At 51.0% G+C, this 20,920-nt stretch carries 21 protein-coding genes; 14 read left to right on the top strand and 7 right to left on the bottom strand.

Annotation, left to right across the window (positions count from 1 at the left end; genetic code table 11):
* Positions 1-125: 125 nt before the first annotated feature.
* Entirely contained in the window at positions 126-830 is a 705-nt protein-coding gene (locus tag P0D43_RS10310; protein WP_341236415.1) for a dienelactone hydrolase family protein, read from the top strand.
* Positions 831-853: 23 nt separating this feature from the next.
* On the top strand, positions 854-2,761 hold the full coding sequence (locus P0D43_RS10315) for an ATP-binding protein (protein ID WP_394672369.1): 1,908 nt from the start codon (positions 854-856) through the stop codon (positions 2,759-2,761).
* A 17-nt stretch (positions 2,762-2,778) separates the two neighbouring features.
* Here the strand turns inward: P0D43_RS10315 and P0D43_RS10320 are convergent, their stop codons facing one another.
* Entirely contained in the window at positions 2,779-3,078 is a 300-nt protein-coding gene (locus tag P0D43_RS10320; protein ID WP_159570077.1) for a hypothetical protein, read from the bottom strand.
* An 82-nt stretch (positions 3,079-3,160) separates the two neighbouring features.
* Here P0D43_RS10320 and P0D43_RS10325 point away from each other — a divergent pair, with 82 nt between their 5' ends.
* Both P0D43_RS10325 and P0D43_RS10330 read left to right on the top strand, forming a co-directional pair.
* Positions 3,161-3,622: a hypothetical protein gene (locus P0D43_RS10325; protein ID WP_159570078.1), complete on the top strand. Its 462-nt coding sequence runs from the start codon at positions 3,161-3,163 to the stop codon at positions 3,620-3,622.
* Positions 3,612-4,004, top strand: a complete 393-nt coding sequence (locus tag P0D43_RS10330) for a carboxymuconolactone decarboxylase family protein (RefSeq protein ID WP_159570080.1) — start codon at positions 3,612-3,614, stop codon at positions 4,002-4,004. Before P0D43_RS10325 ends, P0D43_RS10330 begins: the two co-directional genes overlap by 11 nt.
* Before the next feature lie 77 nt (positions 4,005-4,081).
* Here the strand turns inward: P0D43_RS10330 and P0D43_RS10335 are convergent, their stop codons facing one another.
* The gene (locus P0D43_RS10335) at positions 4,082-4,858 is read right to left on the bottom strand and encodes a ferredoxin--NADP reductase (protein WP_394672370.1); all 777 of its coding nucleotides are present in this window, start codon (positions 4,856-4,858) and stop codon (positions 4,082-4,084) included.
* 204 nt (positions 4,859-5,062) lie between these two features.
* Here P0D43_RS10335 and P0D43_RS10340 point away from each other — a divergent pair, with 204 nt between their 5' ends.
* Entirely contained in the window at positions 5,063-6,007 is a 945-nt protein-coding gene (locus P0D43_RS10340) for an alpha/beta fold hydrolase (RefSeq protein ID WP_341236411.1), read from the top strand.
* 66 nt (positions 6,008-6,073) lie between these two features.
* On the opposite strand, the gene P0D43_RS10345 is transcribed toward P0D43_RS10340, so the two are convergent.
* Positions 6,074-7,315: a DUF445 domain-containing protein gene (locus P0D43_RS10345; protein ID WP_341236410.1), complete on the bottom strand. Its 1,242-nt coding sequence runs from the start codon at positions 7,313-7,315 to the stop codon at positions 6,074-6,076.
* Positions 7,316-7,501: 186 nt separating this feature from the next.
* Here P0D43_RS10345 and P0D43_RS10350 point away from each other — a divergent pair, with 186 nt between their 5' ends.
* The 4 genes from P0D43_RS10350 (at position 7,502) to P0D43_RS10365 (ending at position 10,983) form a co-directional block, all read left to right on the top strand.
* Complete coding sequence (locus P0D43_RS10350; RefSeq protein ID WP_341236409.1) at positions 7,502-8,764, top strand: hypothetical protein; 1,263 nt, start codon at positions 7,502-7,504, stop codon at positions 8,762-8,764.
* Positions 8,765-8,852: 88 nt separating this feature from the next.
* A complete protein-coding gene (locus P0D43_RS10355) occupies positions 8,853-9,179 on the top strand; it encodes a hypothetical protein (protein ID WP_394672371.1) in 327 nt (108 codons plus the stop codon).
* Between the two features lie 30 nt (positions 9,180-9,209).
* On the top strand, positions 9,210-9,887 hold the full coding sequence (locus P0D43_RS10360; protein WP_394672372.1) for a hypothetical protein: 678 nt from the start codon (positions 9,210-9,212) through the stop codon (positions 9,885-9,887).
* A gap of 85 nt (positions 9,888-9,972) precedes the next feature.
* On the top strand, positions 9,973-10,983 hold the full coding sequence (locus P0D43_RS10365) for a DUF2804 domain-containing protein (protein ID WP_341236407.1): 1,011 nt from the start codon (positions 9,973-9,975) through the stop codon (positions 10,981-10,983).
* Positions 10,984-10,987: 4 nt separating this feature from the next.
* Here the strand turns inward: P0D43_RS10365 and P0D43_RS10370 are convergent, their stop codons facing one another.
* On the bottom strand, positions 10,988-11,152 hold the full coding sequence (locus tag P0D43_RS10370) for a rubredoxin (RefSeq protein WP_040513190.1): 165 nt from the start codon (positions 11,150-11,152) through the stop codon (positions 10,988-10,990).
* 250 nt (positions 11,153-11,402) lie between these two features.
* Here P0D43_RS10370 and apbC point away from each other — a divergent pair, with 250 nt between their 5' ends.
* The 4 genes from apbC to dcd all read left to right on the top strand — a co-directional run bounded on the left by apbC (position 11,403) and on the right by dcd (position 14,716).
* Positions 11,403-12,494, top strand: a complete 1,092-nt coding sequence (apbC, locus tag P0D43_RS10375; protein ID WP_159570094.1) for an iron-sulfur cluster carrier protein ApbC — start codon at positions 11,403-11,405, stop codon at positions 12,492-12,494.
* A 32-nt stretch (positions 12,495-12,526) separates the two neighbouring features.
* The gene (locus tag P0D43_RS10380; RefSeq protein ID WP_341236406.1) at positions 12,527-13,531 is read left to right on the top strand and encodes an alpha/beta fold hydrolase; all 1,005 of its coding nucleotides are present in this window, start codon (positions 12,527-12,529) and stop codon (positions 13,529-13,531) included.
* 129 nt (positions 13,532-13,660) lie between these two features.
* Positions 13,661-14,092 (top strand): hypothetical protein, encoded by a 432-nt coding sequence (locus P0D43_RS10385; protein ID WP_159570097.1) that lies wholly within the window; start codon positions 13,661-13,663, stop codon positions 14,090-14,092.
* A 57-nt stretch (positions 14,093-14,149) separates the two neighbouring features.
* A complete protein-coding gene (dcd, locus tag P0D43_RS10390; protein ID WP_159570099.1) occupies positions 14,150-14,716 on the top strand; it encodes a dCTP deaminase in 567 nt (188 codons plus the stop codon).
* On the opposite strand, the gene P0D43_RS10395 is transcribed toward dcd, so the two are convergent.
* The gene (locus tag P0D43_RS10395) at positions 14,686-15,873 is read right to left on the bottom strand and encodes a hypothetical protein (protein WP_394672373.1); all 1,188 of its coding nucleotides are present in this window, start codon (positions 15,871-15,873) and stop codon (positions 14,686-14,688) included. The genes dcd and P0D43_RS10395 overlap by 31 nt on opposite strands.
* A gap of 116 nt (positions 15,874-15,989) precedes the next feature.
* On the opposite strand from P0D43_RS10395, the gene P0D43_RS10400 reads away from it, so the two are divergent.
* A complete protein-coding gene (locus P0D43_RS10400) occupies positions 15,990-18,245 on the top strand; it encodes an Orn/Lys/Arg decarboxylase N-terminal domain-containing protein (protein WP_394672374.1) in 2,256 nt (751 codons plus the stop codon).
* A 29-nt stretch (positions 18,246-18,274) separates the two neighbouring features.
* Here the strand turns inward: P0D43_RS10400 and P0D43_RS10405 are convergent, their stop codons facing one another.
* Both P0D43_RS10405 and argA read right to left on the bottom strand, forming a co-directional pair.
* Positions 18,275-19,474, bottom strand: a complete 1,200-nt coding sequence (locus P0D43_RS10405; RefSeq protein WP_341236404.1) for a PLP-dependent transferase — start codon at positions 19,472-19,474, stop codon at positions 18,275-18,277.
* A 22-nt stretch (positions 19,475-19,496) separates the two neighbouring features.
* Complete coding sequence (gene argA, locus P0D43_RS10410) at positions 19,497-20,837, bottom strand: amino-acid N-acetyltransferase (RefSeq protein WP_159570107.1); 1,341 nt, start codon at positions 20,835-20,837, stop codon at positions 19,497-19,499.
* Positions 20,838-20,920 lie beyond the last annotated feature (83 nt).

Raw genomic sequence — 20,920 nt, forward strand, 5'->3', positions numbered from 1 at the left:
ACACTGTAACTGTGTACAGTATTTTTTAACTTCTGTGGTTTTTTGTTGTCTCGTCACACTCACGCGGACAAATGCAGGCGCTACAATTCGAATTCGCTTGTTTCATCCATACAGAGAGGAGCTTTATGCCGTCCCAACGAATCTCGATCAATGCCAAAGATGGCGGCCAGTTTGGCGCTTACCTGTCACTTCCCCCTACGGGCAAAGGCCCTGGTATATTGTTGATACAAGAAATATTTGGTGTGAATCAACACATTCGTGAGGTGGCCGACCAATACGCAAGCGATGGTTTTGTGGTTCTAGCCCCCGATGTTTTTTGGCGCCAGGAACCCGGTGTAGATATTGGTTATGACGATGCCGGTTTCAAGAAAGGGTTCGGGCTGATGCAGGGCATGGACTTTCCCAAAGCGGTTGAAGATTTATGTGCCGCTGCCGAAGCCTTGAAGGCTCGGGATGAGGTTGAAGGTAAAGTGGCCAGTCTTGGTTATTGCATGGGTGGCATGTTGTCTTACCTGGTGGGCACTACACCTGGAGCCGTAGATGCAAGTGTTTGCTACTACGGAGGCGGTATCCATACCGCGCTTGATCGCGCGCCGCAAGCCAAGGTCCCGATGCTGATGCACTTTGCCGAAAAGGACGGATTTATTCCAATGGATGCAGTCGCTCAAATCAAGGCTGCGTTTGCGTCCAATCGTGGCGTGGAAATTCACACTTACCCGAATGTTGATCATGGTTTTAATTGTTGGGGGCGCCCCATGTACCAACAAAAAGCAGCCGCATTGGCCAGAGGCCGTTCGCTTGAATTTTTGTCCCGAACCATTTCGGCCTAAGCTATTTTCCAAAGGCAACATTCTTGAAAGCATCCCCGGCCAGTGCCTCCCTGAGCAAGATTGTCTCAGAAGCGATTGACGACTCATGGAGCAAGCACCCTTTGTTGTGTTTGCTCTTTGCTGTTGGTGTCATTGGTTCAATTGTGTTTTGGACACAGTTGGGCGATTTGGCCTGGTTTGTGCAGCTTTTGTTGTTGCTTGTTGGCGTATTGGTTTCTTATGTGGCGGGCAGCGTGCTGACCCGTGCATGGTTGAGCTTTCAGGCCAAAGAAAGCCTGTTAAACCTTGTTGGTCAGGATCCAGCACCCGACTATCTGGCCGGAAAAGATTTTTTCGAAACACTGGTGAATACGGTGCACAGGTTAGGTCAGCAACAAAGCATGCTGCTGGCCGGGTTTGAAGAAGAAAAGCGCCGTTTATTGAGTGTCGAAAACTGCTTGAACGGATTTGTGGTGGAGTTCAGCGTAAGCGATCAAGGGCGTGTGCGGGTGGAAAATGTCGACAGTTCCATTGAGCGTTTTTTTTCCCTCAGCCGAGCTGAGTTCATTGCTGACTGGACTACAGTGCTTAAGCACATTGATTCAAAATACCATTCAGCATTCAAAACCGTATTATCTCGCCCGGAAGCCTTTCCAAACCGTGAATCGCTTGTGTTCGCAACCGTTCGCAGAAGCGGGGTAGATCCACAATATTTCCAACTGACATTGCAGCGCGAAGCAAAAGCACCGGGTGTCAGTATGTATGCAGTTTGCCTTGATGTAAGCGATTTGGTGTTGGCCAAAGAGCAAGCTGAAAGTGCTGACCACGCCAAATCCGAGTTTTTGGCAACAATCAGCCATGAATTGCGCACGCCACTGAATGCAATCATCGGCTTTTCCAAATTGCTCGAGGAGCAACTGGATGACCCCGAGTTAAGGGGTGATGTACGTAATATTTCCAGCTCGGCAACTAACCTGCACTTGATTTTAAGCGATGTGCTGGAATACTCCCGCATCCAAGCCAATGGATTGAAGCTTGATCAATCTCCATTCGACCTGGAAGCCATGGTCAGGCAGGTGTATTCGCTGAATCGAAACCTTGCCCTGAAAAAGAATCTTGAATTCTCTCTGGTGAACGAGTCTGAGGGGCCATGTTTTCTTCACGGCGATGCGAACAGGTTAAGACAGGTAGTACAAAACCTGGTGTCCAATGCCTTGAAATTTACAGACACCGGCTATGTGACGATACGTTTATTGACCTCACCGCCCAGCCAAGGTCGGGTTGAAGTATTTATTGAGGTGGCTGACAGCGGTATTGGCATGAGCCAGTCCAGCTTGCAAAAACTGTTTCAGCGTTTTAGCCAAGCCAGTCGGGAAATTAATCGCCAGTATGGTGGCACCGGTTTGGGTCTTGCCATTTGTAAAGGGCTTGTGGAGTTGATGGGGGGACGTATTGATGTCAGCTCTGAACCTGGGGTGGGCTCTGTGTTCACAGTGAGCTTGAATTTGCCACTGGCCTCGGCATTGACTCAGACCAAGTCTGACAAGGCAGTGCAATTGCCTTCACGGGCATTGAATATTTTGGTGGTAGACGATCACCCCATGAACATCAAACTTCTTGATCGTTACCTTGGAAAAAGGGGGCACCAAGTGGTGCAGGCCACGGGCGGTTTGCCTGCAGTGGAGTTGTGCGAGAAACAATGTTTCGACTTGGTGTTGATGGACATTGACATGCCCGATCTGGACGGTCACCAGGCAACCAAAGTTATTCGCGGTTCCGAGAATGCAGCCTCAAAGCACAGCTATATTTGCGCTCTCTCGGGTTTGTCGGACGACAAAAGCATTGCCATGTCGACACAAGCCGGAATGAATTTGCACATGACCAAGCCAGTTTCTTTTGAGAAACTGGACAAGTTGATTGAAGAGATTGCCGCCAAGAAGAAGACAGCCTGAAAAGCACCAAACCTTGCTTAAACAATGCCCAGTTGTTTTTCGAGATAAGACTTTGCTTTTTCCAGCCAAATAGTGAGTGCCGCCAGCAGATCACTTTGACTGAACGAGCAACTTTCTCCGCCAAACATGGCGGTGCTCTCCAGGCGCTCCAGAATGCTTTCAAGTGCACCTTCAAACACTGCAGGTAAATCGCGTAACAGGTCTTTCTCTTGTCGAAACGCAAAAATAAGTGCGGTGGTGTTTTCAAATTCATTATTTTCTAGTGAATCTGATAGCTTTTTGATCCGCAGCAAGGGATCTGCTGGTATGTTACTCATGAGTATTATTTAACCTGATTATTATTTCGGCCAGTGTACTCCAGCACAGGGGGCAGGGCCTAAAACCTGAGGAGAATTTGACATGGACAGCAAGCTTTCACTGGATAAAACCGCCACAGTGGCCTTGAATTACGATGCAGTGTTGGTCGATCTTGAGTCCATTGAACCTTTGATTTCAATTTTTCCGAAATTGGAAAGTCTGACCAAGCTTGGACCCAACACCTTTGAGTGGAAGCTCAAGCCAATTGGCGCCATGGGTGTGTCTCATGCTGTTCATTATGCAGCCACCTACGAAGTGGACAAGGCCAACGGGCGCCTGAGTTTCAAAGCCAAAGAAGGCATTGGCAATGCCAGTCTTTCCGGCGCTTTCCAGTTCAAACCGAATGGCAAGCAAGTGGACATCGAAATCGAGATTAATGGGCAATTGCGCGACATTAAAGTGCCTATGCTGCTGAAGGCTGCTACGCCAGGTTTTATCAAAACCATGTTCGATGGTTTGCTCGATCGTTTCATTGAAAAACTGGGGGAGAAGTATGGCAAGTAACAAGCCAGCCAATTACGACACCGGCAAAGCGATGCGAGCCAAAGTACTTGGCGCAGATTATGTGGCCAAGGCCGTGTCAAATCCAGATGATTTTGCGGCGCCCTTGCAGGACATTGTGACTGCTCATGCCTGGGGCACGGTGTGGCCTCGGGAAGGGCTTGAACCCAAAATTCGCAGTATCGCGACAGTGTCCATGTTGATCGCCCTGAATCGCCCCAATGAATTAAAGCTTCACATGCGCGGGGCAATCAACAATGGTGTGACTCCCAATGAGTTACGCGAATTGATAATTCACGCCAGTGTGTATTGCGGTTTCCCGGCGGCCATGGACAGCATGCGCCATGCAAAGGCCTTGCTCGAAGAGCTTGAAGCCGAGAAGTGATTTTTGTGCTTCTTAATAAAAAAACCGGCTGTGGGTGTGTGCCCAAGCCGGTTTTTTTTACATGTACAAGTTGCAAATTACTTTTCGACGAATGCGCGTTCGAACACGTAGTCACCAGGTTCGCCCACACCGGGTGAAACCACAAAACCTTTCGCATCCAGAATACCGCGAATGTCAGCCAGCATGCTGGGGCTTCCGCAGATCATGGCTCGATCAGTTTCGGGGTTCAGGGGCGGCAAGCCAACATCATTACACAGCTGACCATTTTCCATCAATGTTGTAATACGCCCCACATTCCGGAACTCTTCACGGGTAACCGTGGGGTAGTAAATCAATTTATCGCGCACCATGTCGCCGAAAAACTCGTTGTTGGGCAACTCTTCGGTAATGAATTCGCCGTAGGCCAGCTCATTCACATACCGCACGCCATGAACCAGAATGACTTTCTCAAAGCGCTCATACACGTCGGGATCTTTGATCAGGCTCATGAACGGAGCCAGGCCAGTACCTGTGCCAAACATGAACAGGTTTTTGCCAGGCTTCAAATCGTCGAGAATCAGTGTGCCTGTGGGCTTTTTCCCAACCAGAACCGAGTCGCCCACTTTCAAATGCTGTAGTCGCGAAGTCAGCTTGCCATCGGGCACCTTGATGCTGAAAAACTCCAGTTCATCCTCGTAGTTGGCACTGGCCATGCTGTAGGCGCGCAGCAGTGGCTTGCCTTCGACTTCCAGGCCGATCATCACAAAGTGGCCGTTGTGAAAGCGCAGCCCCGGGCTTCGAGTTGTTTTGAAGCTGAAAAGGGTATCGTTCCAGTGATGGACTTCTGTGACGTGTTCTTGAATCAGGTTTGACATGGTTGCGACTTTAATTCTCGTAAATTTTTCGAACGGCCCAATAATAACGCACTGCATCAAAAAACGCTGTAAGTCATTCTATTTTTTAGTTATTTGCTTATTTGGAGTTGCACCTCTAACCCATGCGAAAGAATACGGCTTCAATGGGGGTTATAAAGTGGAGTCGAAAGTACACCACAACAACATCCAATAAGGGCAACACCCATGACAGAGACAAACGAAAAGCAGCGGCAGACAAGTCAAATGGTTGTGCATTCAAGCGACGTGGCACTGGCTGTGACCAGCCATGGCGAGCCCCACAACCCCACCATTATTCTGGTGCATGGCTACCCCGATTCCAGCACCGTTTGGGATCCTGTTGTGGATATTCTGAAGCACCATTTTCATGTGGTGACCTACGATGTGCGTGGTTGTGGCAAATCAACTGAACCGGGCTGGATGTGGGATTATTCACTGAACAAGTTGTCTGAAGATTTGCAGGCTGTTATGCGGGCAGTGTGCCCGACGCAGCCCGTGCACCTGGTTGCTCACGACTGGGGCTCCATTCAAACCTGGGAAAGTGTGACTGACCATCGATTGAAGTCCCGAATCGCGAGCTACACCAGTATTTCCGGTCCGTGTCTTGACCACATCGGGATGTGGATGCGCAATAGCTTTACTGCCAACAATCGCAAAGCTTTGGGCAATGTCATGGGGCAGTTGATGCATTCCTGGTATGTGTATGCCTTTCAGTTGCCATTCCTGGCACCTACCGCCTGGAAACTGGGTTTGGACAAGGCCTGGCCGGGTATTGTGAAAAAAATGGAAGGCGTTGAACACGAAGCCAACCCGACACAGCGTAAAGATGGTGTGAATGGTATTAACCTGTACCGCGCCAACATGCTGCCACGCATCAGCAATCCACGTTTGCGCCAAACTGAGGTACCTGTGCAATTGTTGGTGCCCACCAATGACAAATTTGTAACCACAGCCTTGGTAGAGTCTTGTTATCCCTATGCCCACAATGTCTGGCGCAGGGATATCGATGCACAGCACTGGGTTGTGCAAAGTCATTCCGAGTGGGTGGCCAATTGTGTGTCTGAGTTTGTGGAATTTGCGGAAACCGGCCGAGAAAATCCGGGCTTGGCCAAAGCCCGGGTGCAGGTCTGATTCAGGCCTGTGAGCCCATAAAAAAACCCGGCATTGCCGGGTTTTTTGTTTCAACATGCGCAGGGTTTAAATAATACCCATCTTGATCATCGCCATCAGTTGGCCTTCACCCACAAGGCCACCCAAAATGGCACCTGTCATGATCAAAATCCATTCCTCCTGCTTGAACACAGGGCGCAGCAACCCTTCAAATTCAAGTGGTGTCATGGCCTGCATCTTTTTGCCCACCACGTTTTCAATGTCCAGTGAGGTTTGTACATAGGATTCAGCGTGCATGATCACATCGGCCAAGCGCGCCATCAACATTTCAGAGGTGTCTTGTTTCATGCGCTGGAAAGACTCTGCGCCCACGGCCATCACCACAAAAGGCTTCACGATACTGGCCTTGCTGTCCACCATCTCGCGCACACGTTCATCAACCATTTTCTGGACACGCTCCGAGAGTGGGCCCGCAACCATTTCACCAATGATTGTTTGAGGGGTCAAAATATCGCGTGCGATGATTTTCGCGTAATCAGCCGCTACTTTTTGCTGGCGTTTCAGGAACAGGCCTTGAATGGTGTACGAACCAAACGGAATCGGCTTTTTGGGTTCAAACAGAATATTCAGCGCGATCCAGTCGGAAATAAAGCCAACCAGGAAACCGAACACGGGCAAAATCCATGGCTCTTTCAGCAGTACCCAAAGCACCATTTGAACCACACCAATCATGAAGCCGAAGTACAAGCCGGATACACCGAAGAACTTGAATTCTTCACGACCCACTTCCTGGAAGATTCGGTTCAGAAGGTGTTTGTCTTTCATCAGGATACGAATGACCAAAGCCTTCAAGTCAATGATTTGATCAATATTGCCCTTGATGTCTTCCATCACACTGCTAATGACGCCGGGAACATCCTTCTTGACACGGTCAATCAGTTTTTTCTGCGCAAAGTTCGGCAGACTTTCCCAAAGTCGAGGCTGATGTTTGGACATTACCTCGCGAATGATGGTCTCGATGACCTCCATTGCAGGGCCTTCCAGCTCTTTGCCCAAACGCTCGGAATCCAGTTTGGAAACCACTTCATGGACTGATACCAATTTGGTGGTGATGGTGTCGACTGCAATGGATGCCATGCGCAGCGCATTGCGCGGCACAATGCCTTGCCACCCGAAGAATGGCGGGATGCCCACAAACTTCATGGGGTAGAACATCATTTTGACCGCGGCGATTTTGGTGACGTAACCAAGAATGGCGGCAACTACAGGGATTGAAAGGTAAAAGAGGTAGTTCTGCTGAATGTCAGCGTAAATAGTTGCCCAATCCATGAAAGGCGTCCCCTTAGAATCTTATTTTTTGTTGGTAAAGTATAAAGATATATAGTCGTCGATATATTTTTTGGACGGCTTTCTCTAATCTGTCTTGTCTCGTTCGCCAGTATAACGACCTATGGATGTCCTTCAGTGGATTGAAATTAGATCAATTATTTTAATAATTACTTCAGGATGATCGTTTTGGATTTTCCCTTCCTCGATTTGGGCCTGCCGGTCTGGGCGATTTTTTTGGCCATGGCAGCCACCGGGCTCTTTTTGGCCTGGTTTTTTCAGGCAGCCGCACTTTGGTTGATGTTCAATCCCAAAGAATTCAAAGGTTGGCGCATTCCGCTGTTCAGAACGCTTGGACTCCACCAGTTGGGTCTTGAAGGTTTGGGCTGGCAGGGGCTTGTGCCGCACCAGAAGTCGGTCATGGCTGAAATTGCTGTGCGCCTGATGACGCACAAACTGTTGCCTTTGGACGAAATGATCAAACGTATTCCCGCGCAGGGCATGTCTGATCGCCTGACTCCACCCATGCAAGAGACGGCCGACCTGGCTTGTCGCGAGGTGATGCTAAAGCACAAACCCACGTTGTGGGAAAGCCTGCCCAGCTTTTTGCAGAATTCCATTATTTTCAGAATTCGCGGCATCGTGCCTGAAGTGGCCAAGCAAATCATTCTGGATTTACAAAAGAAACCTGCCTATTACCTCAGCCTGAAAACACTGGTGCTGGACGTGGTCACCAGCAGGCCCTATTTGGTGGTTGATCTGTTTAAAAGCGCGGGCAAAGACCCCATGGCTTACCTGATCCGCTTCTCGCTGGTGGCCGGTTTGGTGGTTGGCCTTTTGCTGGCAGGAATTTCGCTGTTCAATATTCAATGGTATTGGCTGATCGTGGTGGGTATTGTGCTCGGTGCGCTGGCCAATGAGCTTGCGCTGGAAAGTCTTTTTTTTCATCCGGATCACGGCACCATTCGTTTGGGCAAGTTCACTGGTTTCTTTTTTCGCGACCAAAAACACATCTCTGAATTGTTTGCGCAAACTGCAGCACGCGAGGTGTTGACCACAGAAAACATTGTGTTGTCACTTTGCCGGGGGCCCAATGCAAAAAATTTGTCATCGCTGATTGATTACCATGTGCAGCGTGTCATGGATCTGGAATCCAGTGGGATAAAACCTTTGCTGGTAACCATTCTGGGGGCAGAGCAGTGGGTTGCCATCAAGCGGGATGCCGCAAAAATATTTGCAAGCAAACTGGAAGCCCATTTGATGGCTGCCCGGGTTTACTTAAACGATGTCTTGAGAATTGAAGAAGTGATTGTTGAGAGGCTCTCGGGTTTACCTGCCATGGAATTCGAGAAAGCCTTGCGACCGGTATTTTCCAGATACGAGTGGATGATGCCTTTGATCGGTGGGTTTTGGGGCGCCTTGTTGGCGGCAGTATTGGTGGTTCTGCTGTAAATAAACCTGGTTTTGAATCCGCCTCGACGTTGTCAGAGTATTACTTACAAATTCGACAACACTCACACTTAAAAATTTTGGAGGCGACATGTCCACACAGGTAATTGGTTCGGTCAATGAGTTGGAAGGCCCTGTCAGCATTATGCGTGATGGCGAGACCCGTTCATTGGCAGCTGGTGATTCGATCAAGGCTGGCGATGTGATCACGGCCAGCGATTCCGGGCGTGCATCCATCATGTTGTCCAACAGCTATGGCGAGCCAATTGGCAATTTGCTGGTGGCTCCCACCGGTAGCGTGATTGCCGACACCACATTAAAGAATGGACAAACTGCCCTTGTTTTTGAGGCGCTGTCTGACGATGGCGTAACCATTGCAAATCTGGATCCTGATTTTGCTGAACTTGTCGAATTGTAAGGTGTAAACCAAGCGGGTGCTGAAGGCGGCATGTTTGGTTTGTTCGGAGGCGGTTTGTTGGCCGGAGGCTCTTTGGGTGGCACCGCCGCGGCAGTGGGCGCTGGCGCTGTAGGTCTTGGTTTGTTGGCTTCGTCCAGCGATGACGAAGGTTCAGGCCCGACCAATTCCACTGGTGGTGGAACTGTTGGTGATAGCGATGGCGACAACGGTGATGGTGGTACAGACGGCGGCACAGACGGTGGCGACGACACCGGTGGCACAACCGGCACGCCTTTGGATGCTGTAGTGGATCCGGTACTTGATGCATTGGCAGCCACGCCCCTGGCCGCTGTATCCGAGCCTTTGGCAGACGGCCTGGGAATGCTTGGCGATGCACTGGGTGGCTCAGGCGACGGTGAAACAGACGGCCCCACTGGCACACCGTTGGATGCAGTACTTGGCCCATTGGCCGATGCAGCAGGTGGTTCAGGCGGCAGTGAAACAGACGGCCCCACAGGCACACCTTTGGATGCGGTACTTGGCCCATTGGCCGATGCAGCAGGTGGTGCAGGCGGCGGTGACAGTGGTGGTGGTACAACCGGCACGCCTTTGGATGCCGCGCTCGACCCCTTGCTTGGCATGGCAGCAGATTCGCCCTTGGCACCGATTACCAGCATGCTGGACCCAGCCATCATTACCGATGCAATTGGTGGTGGTTTGCCAGTTTAATTAAAAGCTTTGCAGTGAATTCGCCTTTCTAGCGGGAGGCAAAACGTGACAGAATCGGGCAAGTCTAACTTGCCCGATTTTGTTTATGGATCTGATTGATGCCAAAGGCGTGCCAACTTGGGGGCGCTTGTCTAATTTGCCGGGTTGTATCAACTGGCAGCACTACGATGCACGCAATGCCATGGGCGCAAAACGAATGGCCTGGCAACGCCGTTTCCTGTTCAAGCACTTTGATTTCCATGGCGCGCTGGGTGATGGTTTCACCTTCGGGTGTGGCATGGTTCGCTTGGGTATGTTGAATTCAACTTTTGCATACCTGCACACTGCAACAGGCTTGCATCGGATCCAGTTCGATCTGCCTTTGGACTTTGGTTTTCAAAGTGATTACAAGCCGATTGGGCAAAGCAGCTGGACTCATCCGTTCAAGAAAAATCATCAAGTATTGGCTGTGCGCACGGAAACTTCTCGCGAACTGAATTTCAGGTTTGGCGATACCTTTCACGGCCATTTGTCGATTGATTGCAAGGAATCAGAAACTCTTGCCCTGAATACGCCCATTGCCAACACAGGCTTTGCCTATGCCCAGAAAAACAGTGGTGGGGCGATAACAGGCCATGTCCATTTGAATGGTGTTGACTACACACTCGATCCAGAAAAAGCCGGTTGTTACCACGATTGGACAGCGGGCTTTCTTCGGCGCGAAACGTTCTGGAACTGGGCCTGTGCCAGCGGGCGTGCGGCGCCTGGGCAGCCATTGCTTTCGCTGAATGTGGCGCGTGGTGTGAACGAAACCAGCGCGCACGAGAATGTGCTTTGGGTGAATGGGCAATTGAATAATTTGCCTTTGGTGCTTTTTGAGTATGACAGGGACGATGTTCACGCGCCTTGGCGTGTGTATTCACAGTGTGGCGCAGTCGATTTGCAATTTACGCCCAAAGGTAGCATTGACGACCATCGAAACCTGTTGGTGCTGGCCAGTCGGTTCAATCAGTGCTTTGGAGAATTCAATGGCACCGTTAGATTGAAAGAAACAGGTGCCACGTATTCATTGAATGGCTTGAGTGGATGGTGCGAGGACCATTACGCCAAATGGTAATTGCTTATACCTCGACCATTTCAAAATCGCTTTTTGCAACGCCGCAGTCTGGGCAAAGCCAGTCTGCTGGAACATCTGCCCACAGCGTGCCAGCAGGAATACCCTCCGAGGGCATGCCGGCGGCTTCGTCATAAATCAAGCCACACACGATACAAACATAAGTTTTCATTTCAGGATCTCCAGCAACATTTGAATTTTTTGTGTCGCAATGCTATCAAGATGTGCACAAAAAAAGTTGGTGTGACGCTCAAGTCATAGAAATTGACGATAGTGCCCAGAAAATTAATAGCTTTAGGGTAAACGACAATCATTAGAACGCTGGGCTTTCCATTGGGTGTAAGCCTGCTGTGTGAAAAACAGGCTAGACTCACGCCTATATATAGAAAGACCATACCAGACAAGATTCGAGGAGAGTGTGTATGTCAGTGAGTACCGACACCGTACGCGATGCATTGCGTAGTGTCATTGACCCCAATTTGAACAAAGACTTCATCAGCGCCAAACTGATCAAGAACATTCAAGTAGACGGTGGCGATGTCAGTTTTGAGTTGGAGTTGAGCTATCCCGGTAAAAGCCAGCTAGATGGTTTGCGCAAAGCGGCCATTGCTGCTGTGCGTGCCCAGGTTCCCGGCGTGGAAAACGTGAGCGTGAATGCGACCATTAAAATTCAAACCCACGCGGTACAGCGTGGCTTGAAGCCCATGCCCAATGTAAAAAACATCATTGCGGTGGCCTCGGGCAAGGGTGGCGTGGGCAAAAGCACCACGGCAGTCAACCTGGCCCTGGCACTGGTGGCCGAGGGTGCACGTGTTGGTATGCTGGACGCCGATATTTATGGCCCCTCACAACCAACCATGCTGGGTATTACCGGTCGCCCGCAGTCTGACGATGGTCAAATTATCGACCCCATGGAAGGTCATGGCGTTCAAGCCATGTCAATTGGTTTTCTGATTGATGAAGACACGCCAATGGTTTGGCGTGGGCCCATGGTAACAAGCGCGCTGGAGCAACTGCTCAAGCAAACCAACTGGAAAGACCTGGATTACCTCATCGTCGACATGCCCCCAGGTACCGGTGACATTCAATTGACCCTGTCGCAGAAAGTACCCGTGACCGGTGCAGTCATTGTGACCACTCCGCAAGACATTGCTTTGTTGGATGCCCGCAAAGGCCTGAAAATGTTCGAGAAAGTGGGTGTGCCCATTCTCGGATTGGTCGAAAACATGGCCATTCACGTGTGCACAAACTGCGGTCACCAAGAGCATATTTTTGGTGAAGGTGGCGGTCAGAAAATGGCCAAGGATTACAACATCCATTACCTGGGTGGTTTGCCGTTGGATATGCGAATTCGCATGCAAGCTGATTCGGGCAAACCCACGGTGGTGGCCGATCCCGATGGCGATTTGGCGAAAACTTACAAGGAAATTGCACGCAAAGTGGCTATTCGCATTGCAGAGCAATCCAAAGACATGTCCTTGAAGTTCCCGTCGATTGTGGTGCAAAACACTTAAGTTGTAATTGCCAAGGCGCCTTGGGGGCTGATGTGCCTAAAGACGAACTGACCTTTCAGAAAGTGGCCGGCCCCGCGCCAAAGGCGGGGTTGGCTGGTGTATGGTCGACCCCGCAAGTGGTTCTTGATGCGGGGGGCAATCTTGCTGTGTGGGCAGAGCAGGGCATTGCCCGGCAGCTTGCCGATAGCGCCCGGCAAATTCCCTGGCTTGTACTCCATGGTGGCCCCGGCGGAAGCCTTGGGGCTTCCCATGTGGCACCAATTCGATTTGCTGGTTTACCGTGGTTCGGTTTTGATCAGCGCAACAGCGGTTTAAGTGAAGATTTAGACCTCAGCGTGATTGATTTGCAGCGTTTTGTAGACGACGCGCTCGAAGTTGCTGATCGATTAAATATCCCGAAGTTTCATATTCTAGGTGGGTCTTGGGGTGGCACCCTGGCTTTGGCGATTGCTGCCTATCGCCCCGATCAAGTGGCCAGCGTGGTATTGCGCGCTCCGTTTTTACCCATGCGCCCGCGTGTCGATGCTTTTTTCGAGTCACTCGAGAGAATTGCACCAGACTATTTTGCTGAATATTTTGGCCCCGGTGCCCGAACCGACTTTGTTTGCGAGTGCTTTGAGGTGGCTACCCCTGAGCACCTTTTAGAGCTTTCGGTGGCCTGGAATAAACTTGAAACGGCTTTGCTTCTTGGCAGGTCTGGCGATTTTGACAACAAAAGGCCTTTTTTAAGCGATGTTCAAGAGCTTGCATTGGTGCGCAAATATCGCTTGCAAGCACACTTTTTGAGGCATAACTGCTTTTTGTCTCCCTCGGATCTCGATTCACTGTTGTCAAGTGTTGCGCAGGCCACATGGCCCTTGTCGATCATTCAAGGCATGAATGATCGGGTCTGTCCGCCGGGCGGTTCAAGACTTCTTTCGGAAATTGTTTTGCGCGCTACCTTGATAGAACTGCCCGATACAGGGCATCTCGCAGAATCCGGGAACATGGTTACGGCAATTTCGCAGGAAGTTTCGCGGCATCATTTGCTGGTCTGACGCAAGCCCTGCAAGGAACCTTCCGCGATTCAAGTCTACTCAATACATGTCCACCTAATTGAGTCGCTTCACTTCATGAATAAAAATCAAGCCCCTCGCTCCCCATCAGAGCGATCTGTTGCCCCTCGCATGGAATCCGGTTTTTCCGCCGAAGAGGCGAGTCTGCTGCACGAGGCAATTGGTCTGGCCGGTATGCGCTGGTTTGATGGCCTGGGCGTAATCATGGCCAAAAAGGAACAGTTTGAGTTGTCGTTTCGCCCAGGTGAGTCGCAAAACGCACGTTGGGTGGTTATGGCATTCCCCTTGTACAACATGAACGAGCCGAGTTCAGCCGAAATCTGTTTGCATTTTTTGGCAGAAGCACATGCCATGGTCCATGTGCTCGATTTTCAGTACCAAGTGGGTATTAACATGGACACCGAAAACCTCGAGTTTCTGATGCAATTGCCACTTCAAGGGGTAACTGGTGCTCAAATGGCCAATTTGATCCAGGTCTTTTTTGATGCATTGGCCAATTCTGTCATGCAGGAATTAACCGAGATTCTCGATGGAATGAATTAGTAATGTCTTGTCTCATGTAACATTTCGGCTATTGAACTTCATTAAAGCAAAGTGAGCATGAGCATTAAATCGGACAAGTGGATTCGCAGAATGGCTGAGAGCACAGGGATGATCGAACCCTTTGAGCCTGGCCAGGTTCGTTACGAGGATGACAAAAGAATCGTGTCTTATGGCACATCCAGCTACGGCTACGATATTCGCTGCGCAGACGAGTTCAAGATTTTTACCAATATCAACAGCACCATTGTCGATCCCAAAAACTTCGACGAGAAAAGCTTTGTGGATTTCAAAGGTGATGTCTGTATTATCCCGCCCAATTCCTTTGCATTGGCACGCACGGTTGAATACTTCCGCATTCCCCGCAATGTACTCACCATTTGTCTCGGAAAAAGTACCTACGCGCGTTGCGGCATTATCGTCAACGTCACCCCGTTCGAGCCTGAATGGGAGGGGTACGTCACACTCGAGTTTTCAAACACCACGCCATTGCCCGCCAAAATTTATGCGGGTGAAGGTTGTGCCCAGGTGCTGTTCTTTGAAAGTGACGAGGTGTGCGAAACGTCTTACCGGGACCGGGGTGGCAAGTATCAAGGTCAAGTCGGTGTGACCCTGCCAAAAACCTGATTGCCTAGCGGCCGTTGAATGTTCCCTCTCCAGTCATGGGTAAGCCGAACATTCAACTTGGCCAAAGTAAGCGCAAGCAAAGCCACTCCACAGGCAATTGCACCCACAGTGGAAATACCAATGATGAACGGCGACAAAGGCACCGACACAGCGGCGGCGCTACCCACTGACACGGTCATCCCCAGGCGGCATCCCAGTACCCCGCCAACTTTCTTGCTCAACAAATAATTGCCAATCGCTACTCCGATGTGTTTGTCATAGGAGACGAGCAATTTGTTGATGCCCTGAAACGTGCCGTAGGCCACATGCATCAGCGAACGGGTGACCGGACCGTATTGATGAAGATTTTGCCAAATATAGTTGCAGTTGCCTTTGCGTCTGGAGTGCATGTGTGGCGGAATTGAGCTTTTGTGTCTTGACATGTATTTAACCCAGCCATGAATCGCGCAACGATGCCGGTTTGTCGGTTCGCCGGCTCTTTCAAGTATTTTGTCGAGCAACAACTCTTTGGCGGCAATCAATTTTCTGGCAACGATCAGGTAAGCGCTTGAATCAAAATTGGATTTCATTCTGGCTTGCTCTAATTCAGAATCCGTTCTGCGTGCCCCCAACCCGGCTTTAATCATGCCCAGTGCGGCAATGCTGAAGATTGATGACATGGCATACAAGGATGCTCCGGCCACTTTGTGAACAGCCATGCCCCCTAAATTGAGCTGACCCGAGATCACTCGACCGACTGCAGAGGCAATGACCAATGCCATGTCAGACTTCTCGCCGGAAGAAATCAGGTTCCGGGTCAGCCGCTCGGCCAGGCCTGAAATATCTGCAAACCCCTCCGCCATTTCCTCGGTGTGCTTGGCCAGGTGGATCAATGCGCGAATACTTCGGCTTTTGTATTGCTCGGGGTATACCAAAGCCCTGTCAAACGAATGAATACGATTTGTTCCACCCAGAACTTCGGCGCGTACCTTGGCAATGCGTTCAAAGCCCATGTCGAAACTGTTGAGGTATTGGTCAAGACGTTTAGTGATGTTGCGCGCCGGTCGAAACGGTGCCTGTGGCTGCGTAAACTGGCTGGGCGAAGCCGTCAATGAACTGATCTGCATGAAGGGCAAGTAAGCAGGAAAGTTGTCTATTGAACCCGTGCCAGATGACATTTCCGTGAAGTCACTACATGGAGGGATAAATGCGCGACAATAGGGCTTGGAACAGGGGGCTGCGTAGTGGATAATGCAGCCTTGTTTTGTGTTGAACCCCGATCACAGGAAGATTAATGAAATTTCGTTTTCCAATTGTCATTATTGACGAAGATTTCCGCTCCGAGAACGCATCTGGTCTCGGCATTCGCGCCCTGGCAGACGCCATCGAAAAAGAGGGCGTTGAAGTATTGGGAGTTACGAGTTATCACGATCTTTCCCAATTTGCCCAGCAACAAAGCAGGGCCAGCGCGTTCATCTTGTCGATTGACGATGAAGAGTTCGGCTTGGGTAGCAAAAAAGAGCTCGAGGACGCACTGCAAAATCTGAATAATTTTGTGCAGGAAATTCGCTTCAAAAATGCAGATATCCCAATTTATCTGTACGGCGAAACGCGTACATCGCGGCATATTCCGAATGCAATCCTGAAAGAATTGCATGGTTTCATTCACATGTTTGAGGACACTCCGGAATTTGTGGCTCGTCACATTATCCGTGAAGCCAAAAGTTATCTGGATTCATTGGCGCCTCCGTTTTTCCGCGCCTTGGTGCACTACGCGCAAGATGGCTCCTACTCTTGGCACTGCCCTGGACACTCGGGCGGCGTTGCGTTTCTGAAAAGCCCGGTCGGGCAAATGTTCCACCAGTTCTTTGGTGAGAACATGCTGCGTGCCGACGTGTGTAACGCCGTGGATGAATTGGGTCAATTGCTTGATCACACTGGCCCGGTAGCTGCCTCTGAGCGCAATGCCGCTAGAATTTTTAATGCCGATCACTGTTTCTTCGTGACTAACGGCACATCGACTTCCAACAAAATGGTGTGGCATGCCAACGTGGCACCTGGCGACATCGTCGTTGTAGACCGCACCTGCCACAAATCGATTCTGCATTCGATCACCATGACCGGTGCCATTCCCGTGTTTTTGACGCCCACGCGCAATCACTTGGGCATCATCGGGCCCATCCCGCTGGACGAGTTTAAGCCTGAAAGCATTGCCAAGAAAATTGCAAACCATCCGTTTGCCAGCAAAGCCAAAAACAAAAAGCCCCGTATTTTGACGATTACACAAAGTACCTACGACGGTGTTTTGTACAACGTGGAAATGATCAAGGAAGTGCTGGGCTCTGAAATTGATACTTTGCATTTTGACGAAGCCCGGTTGCCGCACGCCAGTTTCCACCCCATGTACAAAGACATGCATGCGATTGGTCGCGACCGCCCGCGCACCAAAGATTCACTCGTGTTTGCAACGCAATCAACTCACAAAATGTTGGCTGGTTTGTCGCAGGCTTCGCAAATTCTGGTGCAGGAAAGTGAAAACCGTAAACTGGACAGGCACATTTTTAACGAAGCGTATTTGATGCACACCTCCACCAGCCCGCAGTACGCGATTATCGCGAGCTGCGATGTGGCGGCCGCCATGATGGAGCCGCCAGGCGGCACCGCTTTGGTCGAAGAAAGTATTATGGAAGCGCTGGATTTCCGCCGTGCCATGCGCAAGGTGGCCGAGGAGTTTGGCGACGACTGGTGGTTCAAAGTGTGGGGCCCGGATGTGTTGAGCGAGGAGGGCATGAGCCCGCGCGACGACTGGCTGATCCACACCACCGACACCTGGCACGGCTTTGGCAAAATGGCCAATGGTTTCAACATGCTCGATCCGATCAAGGCGACTATTGTGAACCCGGGGCTGGATGTGAATGGTCAGTTCTCCGACGCTGGCATTCCCGCGTCTATCGTCACCAAGTACCTCGCCGAGCACGGCGTGATTGTTGAAAAAACGGGTCTGTATTCATTCTTCATCATGTTCACCATCGGCATTACGAAAGGCCGCTGGAACACGCTGGTGACTGCCTTGCAGCAGTTCAAAGACGATTACGACAAGAATCAGCCACTGTGGCGTGTGATTCCTGAGTTTTGTCAGGCGAATCCGCGCTACGAGCGAGTGGGCTTGCGGGACTTGTGCAACACCATTCACGACATGTACCGCAAGAAAGATGTGGCGCGTTTGACGACTGAAATGTATTTGAGCGACATGCAGCCCGCCATGGTACCTGCCGATGCGTATGCAAAAGTGGCGCACCGTGAAATTGAACGTGTCGCAATTGATGATCTGGAAGGGCGTATTACTTCAGCCTTGTTGACACCGTATCCGCCAGGTATTCCGCTGTTGATTCCTGGCGAGATTTTCAATGCCACGATTGTGGACTACTTGCGTTTTGCACGTGACTTCAACAAACAATTCCCCGGTTTTGAAACTGATATTCATGGTTTGGTCGGAATTGAAGACGATCAGGGCAACGTCAGTTACTTCGTGGATTGTGTGAAAGAGTAAGCGGTTCAGGTTCTCGGATGCTGCGAATCTTACGCAGCATCCAGAGCCAGCATTAAATCAGCAATTAAATCGTTCGGATCCTCCAACCCAATCGCCAGTCGCAAGATTGGTCCACATTGGCCATTTGCATCGAGCAGGTAGCGCTTGCGACTGTCCGCCACGTTCACGACCAATCCCAAGCTTTCAGGTCCCCCCCACGAGTAGGCAATCTTGAACAGTTTCAGGCTATCGATGATTTTGCAGGCTTGCTCGTCGGTGTAATGCGATTGAAGTACCACGGAAAAAATGCTGGCAAAACCCGTGAAGTCGCGTTTGTAAAATTCATGGCCGGGGCATTCAGGAAATTCTGGGTGCAGTACCCGTGCAATTGCCTTGTGCTGTTTTAACTCGGTGGCCACCAGCAAGCCATTTTCGGCTTGTTGCCGATAACGCAAAGGCAGGGTGAGCAGGCCACGCAGTACCAGGTCGCAATCGGCCGGCGACACACCCAGGCCCAGTATTCGGTTTCTTCGTTCCAAATCGGTAAACGCCCTGGAGTTGTTGCTTAACACCGCACCCATTAATACATCGGCATGACCACACTGGTATTTGGTCAGGGCCTGTACGCTGAAGTCGAAACCATGCTCGAAAGGCTTGTAGGCAATTCCTGCGGCCCAGGTGTTGTCAATGCCAGTGCGCGCGCCGTGGGCCTTTGTCAAAGCCACAATGGTTTGTAGATCGGGTACTTCAAAGGTAAGCGAACCCGGTGCTTCGGTCCACACTAGCTTGGTATTGGTTTGCAGGGCAGCGGCCACACTTGCGGCATTGCAGGGGTCATATTCAGTGAATTCAATGCCGTAGTCTGCATGCAGGCTTCGCGCAAGGGCTTGCACGGGGCCGTACACATTCTCGGGAATCAGCCAATGGTCGCCAGTTTTCAGGCAGGCCTGCGCCACCAGCGCAATACCTGTCAGCCCGGACGGGCACACCAGCGCATGCATGGCACCCTCAATTTCAGCCAGTTTCTTGGCCAGGGTGTATTGCGTGGGGTTGCCGTGCAGGCCATAGCTGTAGTCCAGCCCAATCGGGTTCACGGGTGCGCGTTGTGCTGCCGTGCTTTCAAAAAAGGTACTGGAGCCACGGTAAAGCGGCACAGGCAACGCCGAGAACCCTTCGGTACTGACCGGTTTGGAATGAACAATTTCTGTGCTGAGGCCGTGCGTCGGCTTGTCGTGCTTGAAGGTGCTCATGGCTTGGGCTTCATTTTTTGAATCACAGTGTTTTGATCATTACTTGAGATTTTCTGTTCCAGTCGTACAAGCGTTTTCGTTCAATCGGCAGCTTGTCCACATCGCCGACCACAAAGCCGCGTTTCAAAAAGAAATGCGAAGTTTGTGTGGTCAGTACAAATAGCTGCTTCAAGCCCTGCTTGCGCGCATCGTGTTCAAGTTTCTTCAAGAGCCGTTCGCCATCGCCGGTGCCCTGCCAGGAAGGATGCACCACCAGGCAAGCCAGTTCGGCCACACCTTCGGCGTGGTAGGGATACATGGCCGCACAGCCCCACAAAATGCCATCGTGTTCCAGCACGGTGAAGTGGTCAATGTCGCGTTCAATGCGATCGCGCCCACGGCGCACCAGCACGCCCGCCATTTCAAGCGGTTCAATCAGGGTTTTGATACCACCGGAATCATCGAGCGTTGCCTGACGCAGGCTTTCCAGGTTTTCTTCAGACACCATGGTGCCTACGCCATCGTGCGAAAACAATTCCAGCATCACACCGCCGTCCAGATTCAAGGGCACAATGTGTGCCCGGCCCACGCCGCCTTGCACCGCCAAAATGCAGCACTCCAGGTAATCCTTGGTCAGCTCGGGAAGATCCTCTTGCTGCATGATTTCGCGAGCCCTGTCCAGCTCCAGTTCCTCAAGCAACTTGCCGCTTTTGTCGAAAACTCCCTCAATCTGTGTGACGAAAATCAGCTTGTCGGCCTTCATGGCCCGCGCAGTGCTGGTTGCAACGTCTTCCATGGTCAGGTTGAACGCCTCGCCCGTGGGCGAAAAGCCAATGGTGGACAACAACACAATTGCGTTGCTGTTCAGGCTCATCTGAATGGCGGTTACATCGATTTTTCGAACCAGGCCGGTGTGTTGCAAATCCACGCCTTCCAGAATACCCATGGGCCGTGCAGTAATGAAATTGCCGGAAATGACGCGCATGGACGAATGTGCCATGGGTGTGTTGGGCAGGCCTTGTGAGAAAGCCGCTTCAATGTCCAGGCGAAGTTCACCCGCCGCTTCTTTGGCACATTCCAGCGCGCCTTTGTCGGTGATCCGCCAGCCCTTGTGAAACGCCGGTTGAATGTTGCGCAAAGCCAGTTGTTCTTCAACCTGCGGGCGGGAACCACACACCAGCACAATGCGCATGCCCATGGCGTGCAACAACGACAAATCCTGAGCCAATGAATTCAGATAGCCTTGGTAGGCCAGCTCGCCATCGACAGCCACCACAAACGTTTTGCCACGAAAGGCGTGAATGTAGGGCGCAACAGTTCGTAGCCATTGAACAAAAGTTTGGCTGTTCATGGAAAGGTCGTCGTGGCTGGGGGTGTTGCTCATTGGCTTGGGGGCTGTCCTGAAAAAAGGGAATACACTGTGGGGCAGCCGTGGCCGCTCGTTCGATTGATTATAATTTCCGATTG

Origin of the sequence: Limnobacter sp. (assembly GCF_043511195.1) — a bacterium.
Taxonomy (GTDB): domain Bacteria; phylum Pseudomonadota; class Gammaproteobacteria; order Burkholderiales; family Burkholderiaceae_B; genus Limnobacter.